The sequence below is a fragment of the Vibrio sp. T20 genome (assembly GCF_007858795.1).
Classification (GTDB): Bacteria; Pseudomonadota; Gammaproteobacteria; order Enterobacterales; family Vibrionaceae; genus Vibrio; species Vibrio satsumensis.
Window position 1 is genome coordinate 18302 of the sequence record NZ_VFEB01000102.1, and the last position, 23154, is coordinate 41455.

At 44.0% G+C, this 23154-nt stretch carries 19 protein-coding genes, 1 other RNA gene and 1 pseudogene; 14 read left to right on the forward strand and 7 right to left on the reverse strand.

Annotated elements, in window-relative coordinates; genetic code table 11:
- The 3 genes and pseudogenes from FTW16_RS12905 (at position 1) to FTW16_RS24765 (ending at position 4398) form a co-directional block, all read left to right on the forward strand.
- Positions 1-3660: a hypothetical protein gene (locus tag FTW16_RS12905; protein ID WP_146491357.1), complete on the forward strand. Its 3660-nt coding sequence runs from the start codon at positions 1-3 to the stop codon at positions 3658-3660.
- A gap of 240 nt (positions 3661-3900) precedes the next feature.
- Positions 3901-4170 (forward strand): annotated as a pseudogene (locus tag FTW16_RS12910) (IS66 family insertion sequence element accessory protein TnpB); the annotation flags it as partial.
- Positions 4171-4209: 39 nt separating this feature from the next.
- Positions 4210-4398 (forward strand): hypothetical protein, encoded by a 189-nt coding sequence (locus FTW16_RS24765; protein ID WP_261383449.1) that lies wholly within the window; start codon positions 4210-4212, stop codon positions 4396-4398.
- A gap of 304 nt (positions 4399-4702) precedes the next feature.
- On the opposite strand, the gene FTW16_RS12915 is transcribed toward FTW16_RS24765, so the two are convergent.
- The 3 genes from FTW16_RS12915 to smpB all read right to left on the reverse strand — a co-directional run bounded on the left by FTW16_RS12915 (position 4703) and on the right by smpB (position 7046).
- On the reverse strand, positions 4703-5944 hold the full coding sequence (locus FTW16_RS12915) for an integrase domain-containing protein (protein WP_146491358.1): 1242 nt from the start codon (positions 5942-5944) through the stop codon (positions 4703-4705).
- A gap of 183 nt (positions 5945-6127) precedes the next feature.
- Positions 6128-6494: a transfer-messenger RNA gene (gene ssrA / locus FTW16_RS12920) on the reverse strand.
- Positions 6495-6560: 66 nt separating this feature from the next.
- Positions 6561-7046, reverse strand: coding sequence for an SsrA-binding protein SmpB (smpB, locus tag FTW16_RS12925; RefSeq protein WP_004735156.1), 486 nt, complete (start codon positions 7044-7046; stop codon positions 6561-6563).
- A gap of 119 nt (positions 7047-7165) precedes the next feature.
- On the opposite strand from smpB, the gene FTW16_RS12930 reads away from it, so the two are divergent.
- The gene (locus tag FTW16_RS12930) at positions 7166-7594 is read left to right on the forward strand and encodes an SRPBCC family protein (RefSeq protein WP_017106599.1); all 429 of its coding nucleotides are present in this window, start codon (positions 7166-7168) and stop codon (positions 7592-7594) included.
- 3 nt (positions 7595-7597) lie between these two features.
- Positions 7598-7909: an RnfH family protein gene (locus FTW16_RS12935; protein ID WP_146491359.1), complete on the forward strand. Its 312-nt coding sequence runs from the start codon at positions 7598-7600 to the stop codon at positions 7907-7909.
- 156 nt (positions 7910-8065) lie between these two features.
- Here FTW16_RS12935 and bamE read toward each other — a convergent pair whose 3' ends face one another.
- The 3 genes from bamE to nadK form a co-directional block, all read right to left on the reverse strand.
- Complete coding sequence (gene bamE / locus FTW16_RS12940) at positions 8066-8425, reverse strand: outer membrane protein assembly factor BamE (RefSeq protein ID WP_009848326.1); 360 nt, start codon at positions 8423-8425, stop codon at positions 8066-8068.
- A gap of 167 nt (positions 8426-8592) precedes the next feature.
- A complete protein-coding gene (gene recN, locus FTW16_RS12945) occupies positions 8593-10257 on the reverse strand; it encodes a DNA repair protein RecN (protein ID WP_146491360.1) in 1665 nt (554 codons plus the stop codon).
- Positions 10258-10535: 278 nt separating this feature from the next.
- Positions 10536-11420, reverse strand: coding sequence for an NAD(+) kinase (gene nadK / locus FTW16_RS12950; protein ID WP_017066747.1), 885 nt, complete (start codon positions 11418-11420; stop codon positions 10536-10538).
- 143 nt (positions 11421-11563) lie between these two features.
- On the opposite strand from nadK, the gene grpE reads away from it, so the two are divergent.
- The 4 genes from grpE (at position 11564) to dnaJ (ending at position 17628) form a co-directional block, all read left to right on the forward strand.
- Positions 11564-12145, forward strand: a complete 582-nt coding sequence (grpE, locus tag FTW16_RS12955; protein ID WP_019823922.1) for a nucleotide exchange factor GrpE — start codon at positions 11564-11566, stop codon at positions 12143-12145.
- A gap of 388 nt (positions 12146-12533) precedes the next feature.
- Positions 12534-13808, forward strand: coding sequence for a dicarboxylate/amino acid:cation symporter (locus FTW16_RS12960; protein ID WP_019823920.1), 1275 nt, complete (start codon positions 12534-12536; stop codon positions 13806-13808).
- A 473-nt stretch (positions 13809-14281) separates the two neighbouring features.
- The gene (gene dnaK, locus FTW16_RS12965) at positions 14282-16195 is read left to right on the forward strand and encodes a molecular chaperone DnaK (RefSeq protein ID WP_019823919.1); all 1914 of its coding nucleotides are present in this window, start codon (positions 14282-14284) and stop codon (positions 16193-16195) included.
- A 284-nt stretch (positions 16196-16479) separates the two neighbouring features.
- Positions 16480-17628 (forward strand): molecular chaperone DnaJ, encoded by a 1149-nt coding sequence (gene dnaJ, locus FTW16_RS12970; protein ID WP_048608049.1) that lies wholly within the window; start codon positions 16480-16482, stop codon positions 17626-17628.
- 170 nt (positions 17629-17798) lie between these two features.
- Here dnaJ and FTW16_RS12975 read toward each other — a convergent pair whose 3' ends face one another.
- Complete coding sequence (locus FTW16_RS12975) at positions 17799-18230, reverse strand: type IV pilin protein (RefSeq protein WP_146491361.1); 432 nt, start codon at positions 18228-18230, stop codon at positions 17799-17801.
- Between the two features lie 102 nt (positions 18231-18332).
- On the opposite strand from FTW16_RS12975, the gene FTW16_RS12980 reads away from it, so the two are divergent.
- The 5 genes from FTW16_RS12980 to FTW16_RS13000 all read left to right on the forward strand — a co-directional run bounded on the left by FTW16_RS12980 (position 18333) and on the right by FTW16_RS13000 (position 23089).
- Positions 18333-18839: a GspH/FimT family pseudopilin gene (locus FTW16_RS12980; RefSeq protein WP_017067642.1), complete on the forward strand. Its 507-nt coding sequence runs from the start codon at positions 18333-18335 to the stop codon at positions 18837-18839.
- The gene (locus tag FTW16_RS12985; protein WP_146491362.1) at positions 18820-19452 is read left to right on the forward strand and encodes a PilW family protein; all 633 of its coding nucleotides are present in this window, start codon (positions 18820-18822) and stop codon (positions 19450-19452) included. The genes FTW16_RS12980 and FTW16_RS12985 overlap by 20 nt, the downstream gene beginning before the upstream one ends.
- Positions 19449-20789 (forward strand): hypothetical protein, encoded by a 1341-nt coding sequence (locus FTW16_RS12990; protein WP_146491363.1) that lies wholly within the window; start codon positions 19449-19451, stop codon positions 20787-20789. The genes FTW16_RS12985 and FTW16_RS12990 overlap by 4 nt, the downstream gene beginning before the upstream one ends.
- Complete coding sequence (locus FTW16_RS12995; RefSeq protein ID WP_146491364.1) at positions 20779-21228, forward strand: prepilin-type N-terminal cleavage/methylation domain-containing protein; 450 nt, start codon at positions 20779-20781, stop codon at positions 21226-21228. Before FTW16_RS12990 ends, FTW16_RS12995 begins: the two co-directional genes overlap by 11 nt.
- 298 nt (positions 21229-21526) lie before the next feature.
- Positions 21527-23089: an AbgT family transporter gene (locus tag FTW16_RS13000; protein ID WP_060983336.1), complete on the forward strand. Its 1563-nt coding sequence runs from the start codon at positions 21527-21529 to the stop codon at positions 23087-23089.
- Positions 23090-23154: the final 65 nt, after the last annotated feature.

Here is a 23154-nt window from a genome sequence, read left to right on the forward strand (position 1 = left end):
ATGATATATCGCAAGTATCTATTGGCAGTGAGTATTGCTGCGTTATTGACCGGTTGTGGCAATGATTCGGATGATGCACCGGTTGTTGAGGAGATTCCTGATGGCGGGTTTCCGCCTAGTGTGGATGACTACGCTAATGTCGCGGATATAGACCTGTCATTGCTGGTGGGTTTGGAAGGGCAGGCGTTAGTTGATGGTATTGAAGATCAGCTCAATGCCTCATTGAATGGTGGTATTGCTGCACAAAACTCTGGTGAGTCGCAAAACTCTGCGGGGCAGTTCCATGTTGATGCGCTTTGGGGTTTTGAATCTAACGACTGGGATAATTATAACTTGAGAGTGGTTGATGTTGACGGTACTTATGTACTCGAAACTACGCTGGGTGCTCAGGTTCAGGGTAAGCCGTCTTCAGGTAACCCAAATCTAAACGGCTTTAGCTTCACAATCACTCTGCCTAACGGCTTGGTGGAGGAGGCGGCTCTTGCTTATCAATTTAGTCTTTCGAAAGATCTTGGTTACGACACTGCTGAGAAGTCTCCTGACTATATCTTCTTGCCAGGTTTGACTAGTGGTAAACCGAACGTAACAAAAGAGGCTACATCACCGGGTACCGGTTTCACCTATAAGTACACAACCGACAGATATGGCTATTTGAAATCTCGTTTCGGTGATGCTACGGATGGTCAGTTCTACGAAGAACAGATGATGGATGGTGATCTCGGTGTTCGTGTTAAGTCTAATGAGTGGAATCTTGTTCAGCAAGACTTGGGCGTTAATGACTTTTCTGGTTTCTTTGCAAATGAAAACGGTAAACTTGATACGACCTACAATTCCGGTTTGGTGCGCCCAAATGGTGTTGATGTTGCTAATCGTGTGATGGTTGATGAGAGTCATAGTTACAACCTTCAGGCAATGGTTGAGGTGTACCGACATTATGTCAGTGGTGCTGATGAGATCGAGGCGGTGCAAGAGCAGACAGTTCGAATTAAAGGTCTGACGCTTGCGTGGAACGATGAGATTGTAGAGTTGCCAGCGCCAATCGATGATGAACCAGAGTTGGGTGAATATCCAAATATCGTACAGCTTAATCTGGCTGTTTTGAGTGGTGTTACTGGTCCTGATTTGTTGCAAGGTATTGAAGACCAACTAAATAACGCGCTTCCTAGTGGTACGCCTCCTGGTCAATATTTTGAAGTGTCTTCAAAGTGGGGGGTAACTGGTGAGGAGCAGGGGTGGAGTCATAGTAATCTGGAAGTTGCTCAGGTTCAGGGGCAATACGTGCTGCAGACGACTATTCCTGCAACGAATGTAGGTCAACCATCTTCAAGTAACCCGATTGAGAATGGCTTTAGCTTTACGGTGACATACCCTGATGGGATGGTTCGTGAAGCAACTCTGGCATACAGTTACAAGCTGTCTACCGCTATTGGTTATGGTGATCCAAGTAAAAGCCCTGATTATCTGTATATGCCAGGTTTGACGAGTGGCGATCCTACTGTCGCAAATAAGCCGACTACGGGTGGTGCGGGTTTTACGTATAAGTTCACTACTGACCGTTACTCTAAGATTGGTACCCGATTTACCGATGCGACCGATAACTTGTTCTACAACACAACCCTGCAACAGGGTGGTGAAGACATTCGCGTTGCCTCAAATAGTTGGAATTTGGTTCAACAGAAGTTAGCAACCAACGACTTCGCAGGCTCGAATGCCAACTCTAATGGTGAGCTGGATATCTTGTATCGTACTGAGCCAACTCTTCCTAAAACGGGTGATGTGGTAAACCGTGTTCAGGTTGAACCTGTTCATCAGTATGACCTTTCTGCGCTATTTGAAGTGTACCGACACTATAAGCATAGTGCTGATGCTGATGGGGATCTGAAAGAGCAAGTGATTCAGATCAAGAACGTGTACTTCGCGTGGACTGATGAGTCATTGGTTATGCCGCCGCCACCAGAAGAAGACCTGCCAGATCTTGGTGGGTTTGATAATGTTGTGAGTCTTGAACTGTCAGACTTGGCGGGTCTGACGGGAGATGCGCTAATGACTGGCATTGAGGATCAGTTAAACTCTCAGCGTCCCGATGATATGCCGGGTGACCAGCTGTTTACTGTTACTCCGAAGTGGGGGGATGGCGAGCAAGGTTGGGACCAATCGAATCTCGAGGTGGTTAATGATAATGGTAGTTATGTTCTAGAGACTGTGATTGAGCCTGCTACTTACTCAATGCCTACTAATGACAATCCAGTATTAAATGGATTTAGCTTCTTACTTGAGCTGCCTAATGGTTCGGTGCAGGAAGCGACTCTAGCTTACTACTATCAGCTTTCAGCGCCTCTTGGTTATGGTGGTGCACCTCAAACTCCTGATTACTTGTTCTTGCCGGGATTTACTAGTGGTGACCCGCTAATTACTAATTCAGCGACAGGCGCGGGTAAGGGTTTTACTTACAAGTTTAATACTGACCGTTACAACAAGTTCAGTACTCGCTTTGGTGATGCTACGGACGCGGCTTTCTATAATACGACACTGCAGGTTGATGGTGTTGATCTTCGATTGACGGCTAATAAGTGGAATTTGATTCAGCAAAAACTCAAGGTTAACGACTTTATGGGTTCGATGGTGAATCCTAATGGTCGTATGGAGATGCTTTATAATACTGAGTCTCTAGTCTCTTCGGTGGGGGAGGTTTCTGATCGCGTTCAGGTTGATGTGCAGCACGACTATAACCTAAGTGCGCTAATGGAAGTGTACCGACACTATAAGCATGGTTCGGACTCTGAGTCTGATTTGTTGGAGCAAATCGTTAAGATTAAGGGTGTGACGATTGCATGGAATGATACTGAGGTGGGCGAGCCAGAAACTCCAAACCATTGTTCGGATGAGTCTTTTGGAGAGTCTAGATCATTAGACCTTTCAGACCTTGTTGGTGCTGATTCGCAAACTATTCTTGATTCAATCGCTGAGCAGCTTGGTGGGTTGAGTGCGGGCGATTTAGGTTTTGATGATGGCCGTGCGAATATGTCTGTATCATTCGACGGTGTTGATTATCAGTTGGACGTAACATACGGTGCAGGCTTGTCTGGTTCTAGTGATGTCGGTAACGGTGTTGGTTTTGCTGTGCCTTTCCCAACTCAGGGTGATGTGCTTCGCGGTGCTTGTGTCGCTTTTGATATGAGTATCGAGAAGGATATTTCGAGTGGTGGTAATAATGATTATATTTATCTACCTAGCATTCAGATTGGTAATGATGTAGGTCCTTATTCTGATCATCGTTATTCGACTAATAAGTACAAACGTTTCGCTGCTAAGTTCGCTAACCCGCCGCATTCTGATTTATCGTGGTTGGATTATAGTGGTAACGCGTATGTGAATAACGGTACTTGGATGTCGATGAAGCAGTTGTTGCAGTTTGATGATACCGGTTTGGGTAATATCAACTTTAAGATGAATGGCTCAACTTACTTCCAGGTTAATGCAGGTGTGCTTGGGGGCTTACCTTACGAGGATGTAGAGCATCAGATTGCTGATCCTGCGAATGTGGATGCGACTACATTTACGATGAACTTTGATACGCATCGTCATGTGGCTGGTGGTACTGATGTTCAGAAGGTTAGTTACCGTAACATCGCTATTGGTTGGAACAATTCAACCAATTAGAGGTAGAAGCTGAAACTTCGCTCTAAAATAAGTGGCTAATGAAGCCCTTTCAACCAGTATGCTGAAAGGGCTTCATTTTTTGAACGATAGACCATGCAGGTAAGGAGTTGGCGGCTTCATCGTAAACACTCCATAAACTGCGCCTTCTAACCGCCTAACACGAATAATAAGATCAGGTCTCCAACCATGAGGAGATTTGAAATAGGAAAACGACACACCAATCAAGAATGGTAAACGCTTATCGAGCAATCTGAATCGAGTTCATTGTAAATACTCGCATTTTGTAAGCTCAATTAACTCAACCCTTCAACGTTTTATGCTAAGCGCCAGCAACTCAACAAGGCAGAAGTCTCTCAAGGCTTTGTTCTAGCGGAAGTCGTCGAAAAGACAAGGAAGTACCAAGCAAAGATGGCAACGGCGAACATGATACTGCTCGTCAATGATGTCGAATTGAGTATTCCTCAAGGCACGTCAGCCGCCTATCTGGTTGAACTTATCGGGGCGCTATCATCAGATTTTAGAAAATCTATTAACGGTTTTACTGCGGTTATCGAAAGTGACGCCGACTTACTTTTTGGGAGTGGTGCACTGTTCCTGTTTACCAACAAACAGCGGGATAAAATAAAAACCTTTGGTTGCGCCAAGTGTTTTGGTTCAAGCAAGGCAACGTCTAGGCTCGGAGGCAGTAAAAGAGGTACAGTGGTCGATGGCTTTGATTCTAAATTGTTGTATTGCTAAAAATGGCATTCAGCAAACTCAAAGCTAAGCACAAAAAAAAGCGCAATGCTGAAAAATCTACAATTGAAACTTCGTCAAACGTCATTGATTTTAAGATGAATAAGAAGTTAGCAGGAAAATGGAAAGGCAGTCAGCACTAACATTGGGAACTCACCTTACATTAGCTCTCCATTATATTCAAAATTAACCTCGATCATTCTTAGTTCTTAAGAAAAATACAAGATTGAGAATGAAGTAATTCTATCTGCTAGTTCTACGTTGGGCTGAAACCGTTTAGTTTGATTATCGCAGACCGATATTAGACTTAACTGACTAGCTTTAGTCCTTTCCTGCTAGCCAATGAGACATTTCCTTCAGAAGCTGCAGTTATATGTTCACTCCACCAGCTCATCATTGGACGTCTACGCTCAAGGTAATCTGTACGGTTGTAAGCACTCCTCACTTGGTTTTTGTCTACATGAGCTAGAGCTGCTTCAATATCATCAGGAACAAACCCTTGCTCATTGAGTGTTGTACTAGCTAGGGATCTCAAACCGTGGCTTACTAGTCGATTCTCAAATCCCATTCTTTTTAGAGCCATGTTAGCTGTCTGACTATTACAAGGTTTTTTGGGATCTCTATCTGAAGGGAACAGAAAATCTCGATGACCGCTAATTGGTTTAAGTTCTTCTAACAAGGTAATAGTTTGCTTAGTTAGCGGTACTTTGTGCTCTTTTCTTTTTTTCATTCGTTCAGCGGGGACAATCCAGAGTTTATTTTCTAAATCAATTTCTTCCCATTTAGCACCTGCGGCTTCTGCTGGTCTACTCATAGTGTGTAGCTGCCACTCAATTAGAAAGCGAGTCACTTTTTTAATAGATGCATTCGCGATTGCGTTTATCAGTTCTGGTAGCTCATTGGGCTTCAGAGCTGCCATGTTTTTTTTCTTCGGTTTTTGAAATCCAGAATAGATCTTATCAATAGGGTTAGAGGTGAGCTTTCCGACATTAACGGCATATACCATTATCTCGTTTAAACGTTGACATAAGCGTTTAACTGTTTCAAGACTCCCCTTAGCCTCTAGAGGTTTTAATTTCTTGATAACCGTTTGAGCATCAATCTTAGAAATAGGGCAGGTGCCTAAGTCTGGGAATATATGTAGCTCTAAAGAACGCCAGATATCATCGGCATAGTTTGGCGTGACACTTTCTTTTTTTCTTTCAAACCACTCTTTAGCTAAATTGAGTAATGTGTTTTCAAGTTCTTTTTGCATTTCAGAAAGCTTTGAATCTCTGGCTTCTTTAGGATCAATGCCATCAGCAACAAGTTCCCTTGCTTCTATTGTCTTTTTTCGGGCATTAGCGAGAGATAACTCAGGGAAAGCACCTAAGCCCATGTTGATGCGTTTTTTAGTAATAGGGTGGCGGTAGTTGAAGTTCCATAACCGAGAACCATTTGTCCTAACTCGTAGCTGTAAACCGTCACCGTCAGAAAGTACATAATCCTTCTCTTTAGGCTTTGCGTTGGTAATAGCTTTACTTGTTAGTCTAGTTGCTCTGGTTCCCATTGGCTCAACTCCTCAAATAAATGGTATTCCAAATACTAGCATTTATTACTTGGAATACCACGTGGAATACCAAAGAGCATGGAAGGTAGAGAACGCTACGGACGTTAATGGATTGTAAGTTATTGATTTTATTATGCTGTAGGCAAGAAAAAAGACGCCCTAGGACGTCTTTAAACTTATAATTGGTGGAGCTGGCGGGAGTTGAACCCGCGTCCAAAAATCATTCATCATTGGTACTACATGCTTAGTCGATCTTTAATTTCACCAGCAACCTGCGAACCGACACGCTAGTTAAAGGCTAACCTGAATTATAATTCGCGCTTTTCCTCTCAGGTGGGAGAAGCCACGCTAGCTAGTTTGGGTTTGATCTCTTATTGGTCCCCGTCTTACGAGCGGAAGCTAGGGTAAGAGAGCTCTGAGCAGGTTATTAAGCTGCTAGTGCGTAGTTTTCGTCGTTTGCGACTATTTTTTTGCGGCTTTTAACGTGGCCAACCGCCCCACGGCATGCACCTCAGACTTCAAAATTCCTGTCGAATCCTAAATCAGCCCCAAGTGTTATTTGCATAGTACCAGAAAAGCTTACCCTGTCTAGCACTGTGCGTTTAAGTGCTTAAAATTAACGCAAATTACTCTTCATAATTCGTGCTTTATCTCTCGCCCAATCTTTTTCTTTCATATCAGTACGTTTATCGTGCAGTTTTTTACCTTTCGCTACGCCAACTTTAATCTTCGCCCAAGAGCGAGACCAGTAAAGTGCGGTTGCGACAAGTGTCATGCCTTCACGGTTAATACGACCGATAAGGTTGTCGAGCTCTTTTCTCGACATAAGGAGTTTGCGGATACGTGTTGGGTTCGCCACGATATGAGTACTCGCTTGAGTAAGCGGAGTAATCGTCATACCACTGATGAATGCTTCGCCATCTCGGATGTAAACGTAGCTTTCTGCGATATTGGTTTTGCCTTCACGTAGGGATTTTACTTCCCAGCCTTGTAGCTCAAGCCCCGCTTCTATCTCATCATCGATGAAATATTCGTGGCGAGCTTTCTTATTAAGCGCAATGGTATTACTACCGGCTTTTGATTTTGATTTATTCTTTGCCATAATGGCCTCATTATACGGATTGCACCCTAGTTGGGGAATCCTTTTTATTTGCGCTCTGGCCCAATACAATTAAAATTGCAGTTTGTGTTAATGTAACGCTGTCTTTAACAGGAGTCTATATGCCAAAGGTTACTCGTTCAGCATTAGTGTCGTTTAGTGCCGACCAGATGTTCAGCTTGGTCAATGATGTTGCTCGTTATCACGAGTTTTTGCCAGGGTGTTCTGGTTCACGTGTGATCGAATCTTCAGATTCAACTATGGTAGCTTCGGTTGATGTCTCTAAAGCGGGTATCAGCAAAACATTTACCACATCGAATCGCTTAGCGGATGGTGCTGAGATTTTGATGGAGCTGGTGGACGGCCCGTTCAAAAAGCTGCAGGGTGGTTGGTACTTTACTCCGCTCGACGAGCAAGCTTGTAAGGTTGAACTTAAGCTAGAGTTTGAGTTCTCTAGCCGAATGATTGAAATGGCATTTGGTAAGATTTTCAATGAGCTGACGAGCAATATGGTCAGTGCTTTTACTCAACGCGCGAAACAGGTCTACTAAGCCATGACTATTGAATCGGATATGATCCACGTAGAGGTTGTCTTTGCACTTCCTCAAGAACAGCGTGTGTTTACTTTGGTAGTGAACAAGCACGCGACCGTTGAAGAGATCATTGCGCAGTCTGGCGTTTTGGAATTGTACCCAGAGATCGACTTAGCGAAAAATAAGGTTGGTGTATTCAGCCGCAACGTTAAGCTAGATGCGACGGTTCGTGATAAAGACCGTATCGAAATCTACCGTGCATTGTTGGCCGATCCAAAAGAGATTCGTCGTAAGCGTGCTGAACAAGCGAAAGCGGCCGCAGCTAAATCGTAACGCAAAACAAATTTAACTAAGAAGAGAGCTCGCTATATTGGCGAGCTTTTTTGTGGCTGTTAGTTAGACACAGCAGCTAATTTGTAGCAGATATTAAAAAACCTGCTCATGAGCAGGCTTTGACGATTCTTGCTTGAGAGCTTTGTTGGCTGAAAGCTAGCGAAGGCTTTCGAAGAACTCATCACTGGCTTCAAAATCACCATTGATCGTTACTAGAGTGCCTGTAGCATCAAAGTTCACGACAAGGTTTTTCTGAATAGGGTCGTTGTGACCTTTTTGATGGTGGTAAATGTAATACCACGTATCTGGGTAGCCATTTTCGATAAGCATAGGTGAGCCCATAACGTAACGAACTTGTGTTTTTGTCATGCCAAACTTGAGCTGGTCGACAGCTTCTTGTTCAACATAGTTACCCTGATTGATGTCAATTCGATAAACCAACTTCTCTAGTAGAGAGCAACCGGTCAACATTGTTAGTGCAAGTGGAACTGCAACTAACCACTTTTTAATTCGCATAGTTTGAGATCTTTCTTCGCTAAAATACTGCCTGATAATAAACAAGCTCCAGCAAGAAGTAAAAAGCTCCTTGCGCTTTGAGCTTGTTATGACTGGCAATTTTGAATTAAGTTGCAAAATTGCCAAGATTTTTCGGTAAATTATCAGAAAGTTGCTGAATATGTAACCTAAGCTGCGATTAATAACTCTTTTGCGTTGGCAAGCGTCGATTCGGTAATTTGGCTACCACCAAGCAGTCGAGCAAGCTCTGAAATGCGCTGTTGTTGATCCAAGGTGTGCATTTGGGTCTCTGTCTTACCCGATTTAGTGTTCTTAGCTACGAACAGTTGTTGGTGCCCGCAACCTGCCACTTGAGGTAAGTGCGTCACACACATCACCTGCGTAGATTCGCCCAGCTTACGTAGCATTTTTCCGACAACAGCCGCTGTTGGACCACTGATACCCACATCGACTTCATCGAAAATCAGGCTTGGTGTGTCTACTTTTTGCGCTGTGATTACCTGAATCGCCAATGAGATTCGTGATAACTCGCCACCAGAAGCTACTTTAGCAATGGGCTGCATTGGCTGGCCTGGGTTGGTCGAAACAATGAAGGTCACGTTATCCATACCCAATGGAGAAGGGTGGGTGTTGGTGTTGTTCACTTCAATGGCAAACTGTGCTTTTTCCATGCTCAGTTCGTGCATGCTTTGCGTGATCAGTTTGTTTAGTTCTTTTGCGTAACGAGTTCGAGATTTATGAAGCTTCTCTGATTTAGCAACGAACGATTGGTATTGGTTTTCTACCTCGTTTGCCAATTCTTCCAACTTTTCATCAGAGCAATCAAGCGCTTCAACTTGTTGTAGTAAGTCTTGATGATGCTTATAAAGCTCTTCAGGCAACACGTGGTGTTTACGAGATATCGACATCACTTTTGAGAAACGTTCTTCAACATAAGCCATACGACCGGGATCGACATCAATGCTGTCTAGGTATGTTCTTAACTCGTTGTTGGTTTCTTCAATCTGAATAATCGCTTCAGAGAGTAAATTCGGTAATTCAGCCAACCTTTCATCGAGCTCAGCTAACTGAATTAAGGAGTTATTGGCCGATTGCAGAATACCAAGCGCATTAACTTCTTCGCCTTCATAAATAAGCTCGATAGCTTGCTGGCAGGTTGTGGCCAGTTCTCCGCTATTGGAGAGGCGCTTATGCTCTTGTTCGAGGTCTTCATATTCTTCCTCCCCAATAGACAGCTCATTTAACTCTTTGATTTGGTATTCAAGAAGTTGTTTTTGAGCTTGGTTTTGCTGGCTATTTTCACGTAACTCTTTTAAGTGATTATCTGCTTGTCGCCATGCTTGGTAAGCGTTACGTGTCGACTTCAATAGGTTCAAGTGGCCTGCGTATTGATCAAGCATGGCCATTTGGTAGTCGCTCTTCATTAACTGATGATGAGCATGTTGACCATGAATGTTGATCAGCAGTTGGCCAAGTGATTTCAATTGCGAAAGAGGAACCGGGCTGCCGTTGATGAATGCGCGAGAGCGACCTTCTTTAGAGATAGTTCTGCGTAAGATGCACTCACTGCCATCAAGCAGTTCGTTGTCTTCTAACCAGCGGGTAGCGTGCAGATTGTTCTCAAGTAAAAAAGCGGCACTGACTTCGGTTTTTTCTTCACCCTGTCTAACCATTCCTGCATCTGATCGTCCTCCAAGACATAAGCCTAAAGCGTCGATAGCGATAGATTTACCTGCACCAGTTTCCCCGGTGATTGTTGTCATGCCTTTAGAGAGTTCTAGCTGTAAAGACTTAACAATAGCGAAATTATTAACACTTAAATGAGCCAGCATTTTATTTACCTGTATAACTGAACATACTGTATATAAGCTCAGTATATACTGTTTCTTTATACAGTAAAGTCGACAGGTGAAAATTTTTTGCGATAGCTCTCAGAATTGAACTTGTCTGTAGATCACTGAAAGCAATATAGATTCCCAACTCACTCGTTCCTCCCTCTTGGGAATGACTGTGTGATGGGTTGGCGTGAAGATATAGATGGCGGGCTTTTAATCGGCAATAAAAAAGGCTGACGAATGTCGTCAGCCTTTCAAAATTATTCACTATTTACTTAGAACAGCTTACTCGACCAGCCTAGCTTGTTACGTAGGACATGGTAGTAATTGTAGTCTTTAGGGTGGATCAACTTGAGCACATTTGGGCTTTGGTAAATGTGAATCTCATCGCCAGGAGAAACAGGCAGCGAGATTTGACCATCACAGCTCACTTCCTGAGTTCCGCGGTTATCAGGCGATACGATAAGCTTGATACGACGCTTGCCATCCACCACAAGTGGGCGACTTGAAAGGGTGTGCGGGAACATTGGTACTAGTGAGATAGCATTTAGGCTTGATGACAGGATAGGGCCGCCGCCAGAAAGCGAGTAGGCGGTAGAACCTGTCGGTGTTGAGACGATCAAGCCATCAGAACGCTGTGAGAAGGCGAAGCTGTCATCGATATATACTTCGAACTCGATCATGTGAGCAACTTGGCCGGGGTGAAGTACCGCTTCGTTGAGTGCCGCATTATGGCTTTTTATTTGGCCGTGACGGTGAATTTCTGTTTCAAGCAGGAAGCGTTCTTCTTCCATGAACTCGCCTTTGAGAACATCAGTAAGCGCACTCTGGAAATTTTCAGGGTTGAGGTCGGTAAGGAAGCCAAGATTACCTCGGTTAACCCCAATCACTGAAATGTCGAAACGTGACAAGATTCTAGCGGCACCGAGCATATTTCCGTCGCCACCGACCACAATGGCGAGATCGGCGCGCTTACCTAATTCAATCAGGCTAGAAAAATGTTCTTTTGGGATGTCGTCTAAAATAGTGGCGAGTCTGTCATCAACAAACACTTGATAACCCTCAGCACTTAACCACTGATAGAGTTCTCTATGAGTCTGAATTGCTTGCTGATCTCGAGGTTTACCGATAATGGCGATGACTTCAAATGGCTTTTTCATAACGTTTCCAAACGAATTAGGCTTGAATCAAAATTCTTCATCCCCATAATAAAGGCAAGTTGAACGTCTATGCGAGTGTTTTATATCAATTTGGGGCGCAAACACGCCTGTCACTTGCATTGAAAACGAATTCTGGAGATATCATGAGCAACGAAGAAAACAAAGTAACCGAAGAAGAGCTAGATCAGATCATCGCTGAAGCTGAGAAAGTTGAAGAAGCTGAGCTGAATGAAGACGCTGCTGATGAGCAGGAAGCAAAAATCGCTCAACTGGAAGCTGCACTGCTTTCTAGCGAATCTAAAGTGAAAGAGCAGCAAGATTCTGTTCTTCGCGCTAAAGCTGAAGTTGAAAACATGCGTCGCCGTAGCGAACAAGAAATTGATAAAGCGCGTAAATTCGCTTTGAACAAGTTTGCTGAAGGTCTGCTTCCTGTAATCGACAACCTAGAGCGTGCAATGCAAGCGGCAGACGCTGAAAACGAAGTGGTTAAGCCACTGTTTGAAGGTGTTGAACTAACGCACAAGACGTTCGTAGACACAGTTGCTAAGTTTGGTCTTAAAGAGATCAACCCTGAAGGTGAAGCGTTCAACCCTGAATTCCACCAAGCAATGTCTATCCAAGAAAGCCCAGATCACGAATCAAACACGGTTATGTTTGTAATGCAAAAAGGCTATGAACTAAACGGCCGTGTGGTTCGCCCAGCGATGGTTATGGTTGCTAAGTAATTACTTATTACGTTGCCAGCTGATTGATTAGCGCATTGACTGAGTAAGTCGTGGCGGCAAAATAAATCACTGGTTTACGTGAAATGAAAAGAGAGGCATATGCCTCTCTTTTTTTATGTCTATAGCTTGAGAGTCCACGTAAATAAGCATCAAAACCGTATTGAGAATGTCGTTCTTTTTATTTCATTTAGATCAGCGATTTAGAGTTTTGTGTTATGAAACTTGTTGTGAATGAGTAAATGTTTTGATGTCACATTTGTGATGTTTTTGTAAATAAACACTTTTAATTGTTATCTTTGTATGTAAAATCCACTGCCATATAGCGATTTTGATCGCATATATAACTATAAAAGTACAAATTTCAAACACAACAAACTGGAGAAGAACGATGGATAAATCGCTCTCAAGTAAAATTTTTGTAGGCTTGTTTGCTGGTCTACTTATTGGTACTGCTATTCAGTACCTATTCAGCGGTATTGCTATTTTTGATACGTATCTACTTGGTGCTGCAGAAGGTGCTGGTGGTATGTTCGTATCACTTATCAAGTTACTTGTAGTTCCTCTTGTATACGTATCTATTGTTTGCGGTATTGTTGAGCTAAAAGATATTCGTTCATTTGGTCGTCTTGGTGGTAAAACCTTTGGTCTTTACATTATTAACACCATCATCGCGATCTCAGCAGCGCTAACGATTGGTCTTATTTTCCAACCAGGTGCAGGTGCGAATCTAGCGGGTACGGTTTCTGAGACAATTGCGCTTACAACAACTGAAACACCAGACATCTTCTCTCTTGTTGTTAACATCGTTCCTAGTAACCCTGTAGAAGCGTTCGCAAGCGGCGACATGCTGCAAATCATCTTCATGGCAATTTTGACAGGTCTTGCTATTCAAGCGCTTGATTCTCGTGGTGGCCCAGCTATCAAGACATTCAAGATGGCTAACGAAATCATGATGAAGCTTATCGGCCTAGTAATGAGCTTGGCGCCTTACGGTGTATTTGCTCTGATGATTCAACTGGGCGCAACACTGGATGCAGACACGCTAATGTCAGTTGCTGGCTATGTGGCGCTTGTGGTTGCAATGCTAGTGTTCTGGATTTTCTTCTTCTACCCAATGATGGTTGGTTCATTCACTGGTATTTCTCCAAAGCAGTTCCTACGTGCAACGCGTGAGCAAGTTCTATTCTCACTATCTACAGCAAGTTCGAATGCAACAATCCCAGTAACTATGCGTACTCTTACTGACAAACTAAACGTATCTAAGTCAGTAGCAGGTTTCGGTGTACCACTAGGTGCAACAATGAACATGTCTGGTGTATCTATCTACATCGCACTAGCGACTATGTTCGTAGCAAACGCATTTGGTCAGCCAATCAACACTGCTGATATCTTCACTCTAGGTCTAACTATCCTGCTTCTTTCTATCGGTGCTGGTGGTGTTCCAGGTGGCGGTGTAGTAATGGTAGGTGTTCTATTGCACCAACTAGGTCTACCACCAGAAGGTCTAGCGATTGTTGCTGCTGTTGACCGTATCTGTGACATGTTCTGTACTTCTTCAAACGTAGTAGGTGATACAGCGGTGAACACTATCGTTGCTAAATCTGAAAACGAAATTGGCGTTGAAGCTAATGAAGAAGCTGAGCTACAGAAAGCAGAAGCTTAATTCAGAGACTCTTTCCGCTATAGATTTAATCTGAGCTGAAACCCTGAGTAGATAAACGGAGCCCAAGTGGCTCCGTTTTTTATTGGGTGAGAAGGTCACTTTATCTACTTTTACTCAACAAACGATAGTGCGGCCTTAATTGTTGTGTGAGGGAGCCTCTTTGAGAGCCCGTTTACAGAAACAAGACTTTGCTACAAGAAAGGATAGTCGAGGGTGAATAAACCCAGTTATGGGACTTATATAGGCGGTAATGATATGTATTCGTGCCTAATCATTCCTTTTATTAAAATAAATGTAAAAAAATCCATTTTCACCCTTGAAAAGGCTTCGTGAGCCCTTATCTATGGTGCATACGAAAGCAAATTACATTTGCACTTAAATTTTGTGTATTAGGGTTGAATCCCTGATTACCGCCCCCCACATATGTGGGTATAGCAAAAAACTAATATAGATTATATTTCGGAGATAGCCTGATGGGTCGAATCATTGGTATTGATTTAGGTACTACTAACTCTTGTGTTGCTGTTTTAGACGGCGACAAACCACGCGTACTAGAAAATGCTGAAGGCGAACGCACAACAGCATCGGTAATCGCATACACTGACGGCGAGACGCTAGTTGGTCAACCTGCGAAACGTCAAGCAGTTACTAACCCTCAAAACACGCTATACGCAATTAAGCGTCTAATCGGTCGTCGTTTTGAAGATGAAGAAGTTCAACGCGATATCGAAATCATGCCTTTTAACATTGTTAAAGCTGATAACGGTGATGCATGGGTTGAAGCGCAAGGCCAAAAAATGGCTGCTCCTCAAGTATCTGCTGAAGTTCTTAAGAAAATGAAGAAAACAGCTGAAGACTTCCTAGGCGAAGAAGTAACTGGCGCAGTTGTTACTGTTCCTGCTTACTTCAACGATGCTCAACGTCAAGCAACTAAAGATGCTGGCCGTATCGCTGGTCTAGATGTTAAACGTATCATCAACGAACCAACTGCTGCTGCTCTAGCTTACGGCCTAGACAAGCAAGGTGGTGATCGCACTATCGCTGTATACGACCTTGGTGGTGGTACATTCGATATCTCTATCATCGAAATCGATGAAGTAGAAGGCGAGAAAACTTTCGAAGTTCTTTCAACTAACGGTGACACTCACCTTGGTGGTGAAGATTTCGATAACCGCATGATCAACTACCTAGTAGATGAGTTCAAGAAAGAGCAAGGTATCGACCTTAAAGCTGATCCACTAGCAATGCAGCGTGTTAAAGAAGCAGCAGAAAAAGCGAAAATCGAGCTTTCTTCTACTACTCAAACTGACGTAAACCTACCTTACGTTACTGCTGATGCGACTGGTCCTAAGCACATGAACATCAAAGTGACTCGTGCGAAGCTTGAGTCTCTAGTTGAAGACCTAGTTCAACGTTCTCTTGAGCCACTAAAAGTAGCTCTAGCAGATGCTGACCTATCTGTAGGCGAAATCACTGACGTTATCCTAGTTGGTGGTCAAACTCGTATGCCTATGGTTCAAGCTAAAGTAACTGAATTCTTCGGTAAAGAGCCACGTAAAGACGTAAACCCTGACGAAGCTGTTGCAATGGGTGCTGCTGTTCAAGGTGGTGTATTAGCTGGTGACGTTAAAGACGTTCTACTACTAGACGTTACTCCTCTATCTTTCGGTATCGAAACGATGGGTGGCGTGATGACTAAGCTTATCGAGAAAAACACAACTATCCCTACTAAAGCGGATCAAGTGTTCTCTACAGCTGAAGACAACCAAAACGCAGTAACTATCCACGTTCTTCAAGGTGAGCGTAAGCAAGCGACTTACAACAAGTCTCTTGGTCAGTTCAACCTAGAAGGTATCCAACCAGCACCACGTGGCATGCCACAAATCGAAGTAACATTCGACCTAGATGCTGATGGTATCCTGAACGTATCTGCTAAAGATAAAGCAACAGGTAAAGAGCAGAAGATCACTATCCAAGCATCAGGCGGCCTGTCTGAGGAAGAGATCGAAGCAATGGTACAAGAAGCAGAAGCTAACAAAGAAGCGGACAAAAAGTTCGAAGAGCTAGTAACTGCACGTAACCAAGCTGACCAAATGATTCACGGCACTAAGAAGCAAGTAGAAGAAGCTGGTGAAGCTCTACCTGCAGACGAGAAAGCTAAAATCGAAGCAGCTATCACGGCACTAGAAGAAGTTAAATCTGGTAACGACAAAGAAGCTATCGACGCTAAAGTTCAAGAACTTATGCAAGCAGCTCAGAAGCTAATGGAAATTGCTCAACAGAAAGCTCAAGCTGAACAAGCTGGTGCTGACGCTGGTGAACAACCTAAGCAAGACGACGATGTGGTAGACGCAGAGTTTGAAGAAGTTAAAGACGACAAAAAATAATTTCGTCGCAGAGTAGCCTGATTTCGTTGTCGGAAGTGCTCACCTACTAGCGTAGGCTCCGCGCTTCCTCCTAGAACTCAAGCTATCTGCTTAGAAATTTGTCTCGAAGACTTATTAATACGGGCGTCAGAGGTAACTCTCACGCCCGTAAATTTGTATTTAGACTTGTCGATCTAGATAATAGCTTTATTCGGCATTTCAGCCGGCAGAACTTTTATCTAGATTGATACACAGACTACTGAAGTGATCATTCGGTAGTAGCAATTATTTTGGTGACCTAGAACATGTCAAAACGTGATTTTTACGAAGTATTAGGCGTAAGCCGCGATGCATCAGAGCGCGATATTAAAAAAGCGTACAAACGCTTAGCGATGAAATTCCACCCGGACCGTAACCAGGGTGACGAAACCGCAGCAGATAAGTTTAAAGAAGTAAAAGTAGCGTACGAGATCCTAACTGACTCTCAAAAGAAAGCAGCTTACGACCAATACGGTCACGCAGCCTTTGAACAAGGTGGCATGGGCGGCGGCGGTGGTTTCGGCGGCGGTGGCCAAGGTGACTTCGGCGATATCTTCGGTGACGTATTTGGCGATATCTTCGGCGGCGGTCGTCGTGGTGGCGGTCAACAGCGCGCACAACGCGGTTCAGATCTACGTTACAACATGGAGCTTTCTCTAGAAGAAGCGGTTCGTGGTGTTTCTAAAGAAATCGAAGTACCGACTCTTGTCGAGTGTGATACTTGTGACGGTAGCGGCGCGAAAGCGGGCTCTTCTGCACAAACATGTGGCACTTGTCATGGCCACGGCCAAGTACAAATGCGCCAAGGTTTCTTTGCGGTTCAACAGACTTGTCCTACTTGTAATGGTAAAGGCAAGATCATCAAAGACCCATGTAACTCATGTCATGGTCAAGGTCGCAAACAGAAGACGAAAACGCTTAACGTTAAGATCCCTGCTGGTGTTGATACTGGCGATCGTATTCGTCTATCTGGCGAAGGCGAAGCGGGAGAGCAAGGCGCTCCAGCTGGCGACCTGTACGTACAAGTACACGTAAAAGAACACAACATCTTTGAGCGTGACGGCAACAACCTTTACTGTGAGGTTCCAGTAAGCTTCTCAATGGCTGCTTTAGGCGGTGAAGTTGAAGTTCCAACACTGGATGGTCGTGTAAACCTTAAAGTGCCAGAAGAAACACAAACGGGCCGTATGTTCCGTATGCGTGGCAAAGGCGTGAAAGGCGTTCGTGGCGGCGGTGTGGGTGACCTAATCGTTAAGCTAGTGGTTGAGACTCCAGTTAAGCTAAGCTCTCGCCAAAAAGAACTACTGCGTGAATTCGAAGAAACATGTTGTGGTGAAGCGGCAAGTAAGCATAAGCCAAAATCTGAAGGTTTCTTTAGCGGCGTTAAAAACTTCTTCGATGACCTAACTAAGTAATCAATTCATTGATGTATTAGGTTATTGATACTTTAGGTTGTTGATAATATTAGAAAAGCCTGCTCATGTAGCAGGCTTTTTTGTGTCTGTAGGTTAGAGAAAAGAAGCTCATAGAGGAAAGAATTGAGGTTGCACAGATAAATTCTAGAGCCCTTTGGGGGTTGCTCTTGTTACTTCCAACACGCTTCTGGCTCTGAAACGCCAGAATGGTGTAGCTCCAAAATATCGGTCGTCGAATCTAAGCAATCATCGTTTGTTTGTGGTGAGAGTGGTTCAGCTTGAATTGAATAGGTGGAGCTACTCGCAGATATCGCTAGCGTGTACCGGCTAGTATCGGTATCACAAAACAAGCATGTCCCTCCTGAAATTATACTCTCTGCTGCCGATGCATAGTTCCCCGTGTACAAGGTCTCCATCTCCAGTTGCATCTTGGTCATATCGGCCATTGCTGTGACTCGATGCGCTTTGATGACATGGTTTGTATAACTTGGGTAAGCAATTGCACCGAGTATCCCCACGATAGCGACAGCGAGCAATAACTCGATCAATGTCATCCCTCTCATGCTTAAGTTGTTGCTGTTGCATATATTTTTTCGAATCATCGCGAGTAGTTTCCTTTCATAGCTCAGCCCATTCTTCTCCGGTGGTAGCATCGCTGCAAGATTAAATGCGGTTACGCATTGAGTTACATAGGAATTTGGGAAATGACTCGCGGGTTTACTTTGTTAGAGCTGTTAATAACGGTATCGGTACTGTCGATACTGATAGCGACGGCTGCCCCGAGTTTTAGTTCGGTTACTGAAACCGTCAAGATGCAGCGACTCGCCGGAGAGTTGAATGGTTTTCTCATTCAGGCCAAGTCTGAATCGGTCAAAAGGAATCAAGATCTGTGGGTACATTTCTCTATGGATAAAAATGAGGTGCAATCAACCGGAGAGTGGACTGTAAGGTTAAAGCCTACTGAAGACCTTTCTGGTGAAACGTTACTGATGTTGTCGGGTAAACCATTTCGAGATTTATCGTTTTCCCATAACTACACCGGCGCAAGAATCAGCTTTGAGAGTGTTAGAGGAAGGCCTTCCAGGGGGACAATTTATCTATTCCCTAATGGTACTTCCACTGATCGACTTTTGATCAAGCTATCTAGCCCGCCAGGACGAATTAAGGTATGCGGCGAGTCGAGCGCTCAGTATGGCTATTATGCGTGTTAAGCCGATAGTGGCAGCGCCTAACAAGCAACGAGGAACATCACTGATTGAATTGATGGTGGCCTCTGTGATTGGTGTGTTCGCGATTTCTATTATTGGCAGTGTGTTTATTACGGGGCAGAGAATCGCCAAAGATAAAGGTATCGAGCTATTACTGCTACAAAATCTAACCAGCACCATGCAGGTGATGAAAGAGGATATCCAACGAGCAGGCTACGATGGTTCAAACGGCGATTCCATAAAGCTATCCGGTGCGAGTAATACTATCCAAGTGAGTGGCGCTATTGCGATTGGTTTTGTTTACTTCCGAGAGGGCTCAAGCGCAAGTAAAGAACATCGAAATATCGTTTACAGAAAAAATGGAACCAAACTGCAAATATGTGAGAAGGGCACCACTGTATCGGAGGCAATTCCTACATTTCATGAGGTTACTGGATGTTACTCACTGTTCGATGACAACCTCATTGATGTTGATGAGTTCAGCATTAATTCCCAAGTATTGGAGCAGAATTCTATCAAGAGCACGCTCACTGATATCAGTATTACAGCGTCAATCCCAACCGCAGGTGTTTCCAAATCTGTTTCGGTTTCCGTTAAGCAGAGGAACTGGCAATGATGATATTTAAAAAGCAGCGTGGTGTGGTGACGTTATTGATTACGTCAGTGCTTTTAATTGGTGCTTTAGTGGTGACATTAGGCACGTATCGCAGTGTATTCCATCAAATTAAAGTCGCACAGAATGAAGTGCAGGGCAGACAAGAACACTGGCGATCGGAAGGAGGCTTAGAGTGTACCTACTCCTACTTACTTGAATTAGACAAGACAATTGCTGATATCAAAGACGTGAGTACTCGTCCTGCAGATTTTTCTGATTGGTGTTCTCCTTACGAAAATAAACCGCAGATCGAAATCTCGGATAGTGCAATTTCTAGCGCTTACATCGTAGCGTCATCCTCAAACGTACAGTCACTTTTTAAGACAATAAGAGAAAGATCTCAGCTCGGTAGTGGGGCGATTCAGTCTACTGGTCCTATCGAACTTATTGGAACTTTGAGCCTGAAGCCGACAGCCAAAGAAGACCCTTTAAGTGGCAATGAATATGAGTGTGTCAGTGTCTCTTTTGCTGATCTGTTCACCTATCAATATAACGAAACCCATAGTAATTCAGGACAGGCATTAGGGTTAGAGGTACTCGATCCTATTGCTGATGGTCCATTTTCTGGCTTCGATGGCATTTGCCATAGCGACTATAAAACAGCGATCCCTAAAGGCGTTTCTGGTAGCTCTTATTCGATCTATGCCCCTGATTATTATCAAGGAACCAATCCAGCGCCTTTTAAGAAGGACTTTAATCCGGATCCGAATATGAATCCCTTTTACACCTTTTTTGGTGTTGTTAAAACCGAGCAAAATATTGTCGACCTGTCACAAGATACGGATTTGTTTAAGCATGTTCAGCTATTGAATGCGACTGAGTGCGGCACTGAGATTATGGAGCACTTTACGGCAGGGCAAACCAAGGGGCTGTGGGTTGAAGGCAACTGCCATATTAATGCTGCGGTTGCGGCCACAATCAATCCATCACAGCTGTTGGTTGTGCAAGATGGTGTGTTGGCACTAAATGGAGCCATGGCTTACAACGGAGTGATTTATCATTTGGTCGATTATCAAAAGAGCCATGTAAAAACGCGTGTCGATGACTTTTGGAAGAACCTTTTGCCGAATAACGTATTTGCGCCTTTTATTAAAGACATAGATAACGCCAGTGTCGTCAAAAAAAGTGTCGGGATTCAGTTTGCATCTGGTTTGCCTTCTGGTGGCCTTATTTTTGATTCACCTGCAGGTGTGACGACCATTGTTGGTGACATGGACTTAGATTTTCGTGCGGATTCTAATCCGATTGATCTGCCTTCAACTTATCAGTGGAAGCGAGGATCATGGAATGATTTCTAAGAACTCAGGTTTTAGCTTGATAGAGGTTCTTATCTCTTTTCTGTTGATTGGCGTTGCCTCGTTAGGTCTGGTTAAATTGCAGGTCTACGCTGAACAAAAATCGGATTTTGCGCTCCACAGCGTAGAGGCGCTGCATTTTGCTGAAAGGCAGATGGAGTATTATCGAACTCGGGTATCTAATGCGAGTGGGGCGGTAGGTTTAATTCCTTTTTCGGAACTAAATCAGGCGAGTCACTGTCTCAATAGAGGCAGTTCAGATCCTTTATCCGGTTTGTCGGGTTCTGCCTATGCCATGACCTGTGAAGTGACTAATGCAGGCGGTGCTTTGTCCGATGCGTTAAAAAATATTACTGTCACAATTGCATGGCGAGATCGTATGAACCATGCGCAAAGTATTTACCTCGAAACTATGCTCTCCAAATACAGTGAGTTTGATTGACCTTCAAGCAAACGTTTACTGCATGCCAAGGCTCATGCCACTTCTTTTACTGATAATTTTCACTCCTCGGACATTGTTTGCGTGCTAGTTAAAACTCTGTATATGGAATGGTGTTTTTTGTGTTTTTATATTGTTGTGGTTGTATGGTATTTTTGCAAAATATGTCTCCATTTATGGAAAATTAGGTGGAATCTTGTGCTTTTTAACAACGACTTTAATAGAATATGTGCTGTACCAATAGGCCGTGGTCAAAACTTATATTAGGCCTAAACAAAACAACATCACATATGGAGTTACAATGAGTAACCAAGCCGTAAAAAAAGCACCATCGACTGAGAAGATCAGTGGTATGGACCGCTTTCTAAACTTCATTGAACGCGCCGGCAACAAAATTCCAGATCCAGCAATTCTGTTCTTCTGGGCTCTAGTTATTGTATGGGTAGCATCTGCACTTTTATCGAATCTTTCATTCGACTTAATCAACCCTCAAACGGGTGCTGCTCTTGAAGTAAACAACCTACTAACTGGTGAAGCACTTGCTAGCTTCCTAGCGAATATGGTTACCACGTTCACAGGCTTCGCACCTCTAGGTATCGTACTTGTTGCTATGCTAGGTGTAGGCGTTGCTGACTCTTCAGGCTTCATTACGACTGGCCTTAAGAAGATGCTTAACTTCACGCCAGCTAAGCTACTAACGCCAATGCTAATCCTTGTTGCTATCGTGTCTCACACAGCAGCAGATGCAGGTTACGTTCTAGTCATCCCTCTTGGCGGTATCATCTTCCACGCTGCGGGTCGTCACCCTCTAGCGGGTATTGCAGCAGCGTTTGCTGGTGTATCAGGTGGTTTCTCTGCGAACTTCATCCCTTCAGGTATTGACCCGTTACTAGCTGGTTTCACTCAAACAGCGGCAAACGTTCTTGACCCTGAATACGTGATTAACCCTCTAGCGAACATCTTCTTTACTGGCCTATCTTCAGTTCTTATTGTTGCTATCGGTTGGTACGTAACTGAGAAAATTATCGAGCCTCGCCTTGCTAATACGCCAGTTGATGAAGATGCAGAAGCGGCACCTGATCTTGGTACGTTCACTGCAATCGAATCTAAAGCATTCCGTTACGCTGGTTGGGCAATGGTTGCGGGTATTGGTCTGCTTATCGCGGCTCTAGTTCCTGAAAACTCAGCGCTTCGTTCACCTGAAGGTGAGCTAACAGCGTTCTCTGCTCCAGTTATGAAGTCTATCGTTCCTCTGATCTTCATCCTGTTCATCATTCCAGGTATCGTCTACGGCCGTGTAGCGGGTACTTTCAAGAACAGCAATGACGTAATCAAAGCAATGTCAGAGACAATGGCTACGATGGGCGCATACATTGTAATGTCGTTCTTCTGTGCACAGTTCCTATCTGCATTCGGTCAATCAAACATCGGTACAATGCTTGCGCTTTACGGTGCTGAAGGTCTGAAAGCGATGGACCTTCCTGGTGAAGCAACGGTTGTTGGTATGATTCTACTAACGGCTTCAGTCAACCTGCTTGTAGGTTCGGCTTCGGCTAAGTGGGCGCTTATCGGTCCAATCCTAGTTCCAATGCTAATGGTCGTGGGTATCTCTCCTGAGCTATCTCAAGCGGCTTACCGTGTAGGTGACTCAGTGTCTAACATCATCTCTCCACTAATGGTGTTCTTCCCACTGGTTGTTGTTTACTGTCAGCGCTACGTTAAGTCGACAGGTATTGGTACTCTAGCTTCTCTAATGATGCCATTCTCGATTGCCATGCTAATCGGTTGGTCTTTGTTCTTGCTAGCTTACTGGGCTCTTGGTATCCCACTAGGTATCCAAGCACCTTATACTTACACTATGTAAGATTGAACTAAGCGATATTAAGCTTTACTCATTCCTAAGCCCGCACCGAAATGTGCGGGCTTTTT

Excerpts from the sequence above, each read along its gene's own strand:
- FTW16_RS12980 (WP_017067642.1), top strand. The coding sequence starts at position 18,333 with ATGACTCGCGGGTTTACTTTGTTAGAGCTGTTAATAACGGTATCGGTA.
- FTW16_RS12995 (WP_146491364.1), top strand. The coding sequence starts at position 20,779 with ATGATTTCTAAGAACTCAGGTTTTAGCTTGATAGAGGTTCTTATCTCT.
- nadK (WP_017066747.1), bottom strand. The coding sequence starts at position 11,420 with ATGAAAAAGCCATTTGAAGTCATCGCCATTATCGGTAAACCTCGAGAT.
- recN (WP_146491360.1), bottom strand. The coding sequence starts at position 10,257 with ATGCTGGCTCATTTAAGTGTTAATAATTTCGCTATTGTTAAGTCTTTA.
- dnaJ (WP_048608049.1), top strand. The coding sequence starts at position 16,480 with ATGTCAAAACGTGATTTTTACGAAGTATTAGGCGTAAGCCGCGATGCA.
- grpE (WP_019823922.1), top strand. The coding sequence starts at position 11,564 with ATGAGCAACGAAGAAAACAAAGTAACCGAAGAAGAGCTAGATCAGATC.
- bamE (WP_009848326.1), bottom strand. The coding sequence starts at position 8,425 with ATGCGAATTAAAAAGTGGTTAGTTGCAGTTCCACTTGCACTAACAATG.
- dnaK (WP_019823919.1), top strand. The coding sequence starts at position 14,282 with ATGGGTCGAATCATTGGTATTGATTTAGGTACTACTAACTCTTGTGTT.
- FTW16_RS12990 (WP_146491363.1), top strand. The coding sequence starts at position 19,449 with ATGATGATATTTAAAAAGCAGCGTGGTGTGGTGACGTTATTGATTACG.
- FTW16_RS12975 (WP_146491361.1), bottom strand. The coding sequence starts at position 18,230 with ATGATTCGAAAAAATATATGCAACAGCAACAACTTAAGCATGAGAGGG.
- FTW16_RS13000 (WP_060983336.1), top strand. The coding sequence starts at position 21,527 with ATGAGTAACCAAGCCGTAAAAAAAGCACCATCGACTGAGAAGATCAGT.
- FTW16_RS12960 (WP_019823920.1), top strand. The coding sequence starts at position 12,534 with ATGGATAAATCGCTCTCAAGTAAAATTTTTGTAGGCTTGTTTGCTGGT.
- smpB (WP_004735156.1), bottom strand. The coding sequence starts at position 7,046 with ATGGCAAAGAATAAATCAAAATCAAAAGCCGGTAGTAATACCATTGCG.
- FTW16_RS12915 (WP_146491358.1), bottom strand. The coding sequence starts at position 5,944 with ATGGGAACCAGAGCAACTAGACTAACAAGTAAAGCTATTACCAACGCA.
- FTW16_RS12930 (WP_017106599.1), top strand. The coding sequence starts at position 7,166 with ATGCCAAAGGTTACTCGTTCAGCATTAGTGTCGTTTAGTGCCGACCAG.
- FTW16_RS12935 (WP_146491359.1), top strand. The coding sequence starts at position 7,598 with ATGACTATTGAATCGGATATGATCCACGTAGAGGTTGTCTTTGCACTT.
- FTW16_RS12985 (WP_146491362.1), top strand. The coding sequence starts at position 18,820 with ATGGCTATTATGCGTGTTAAGCCGATAGTGGCAGCGCCTAACAAGCAA.
- FTW16_RS12905 (WP_146491357.1), top strand. The coding sequence starts at position 1 with ATGATATATCGCAAGTATCTATTGGCAGTGAGTATTGCTGCGTTATTG.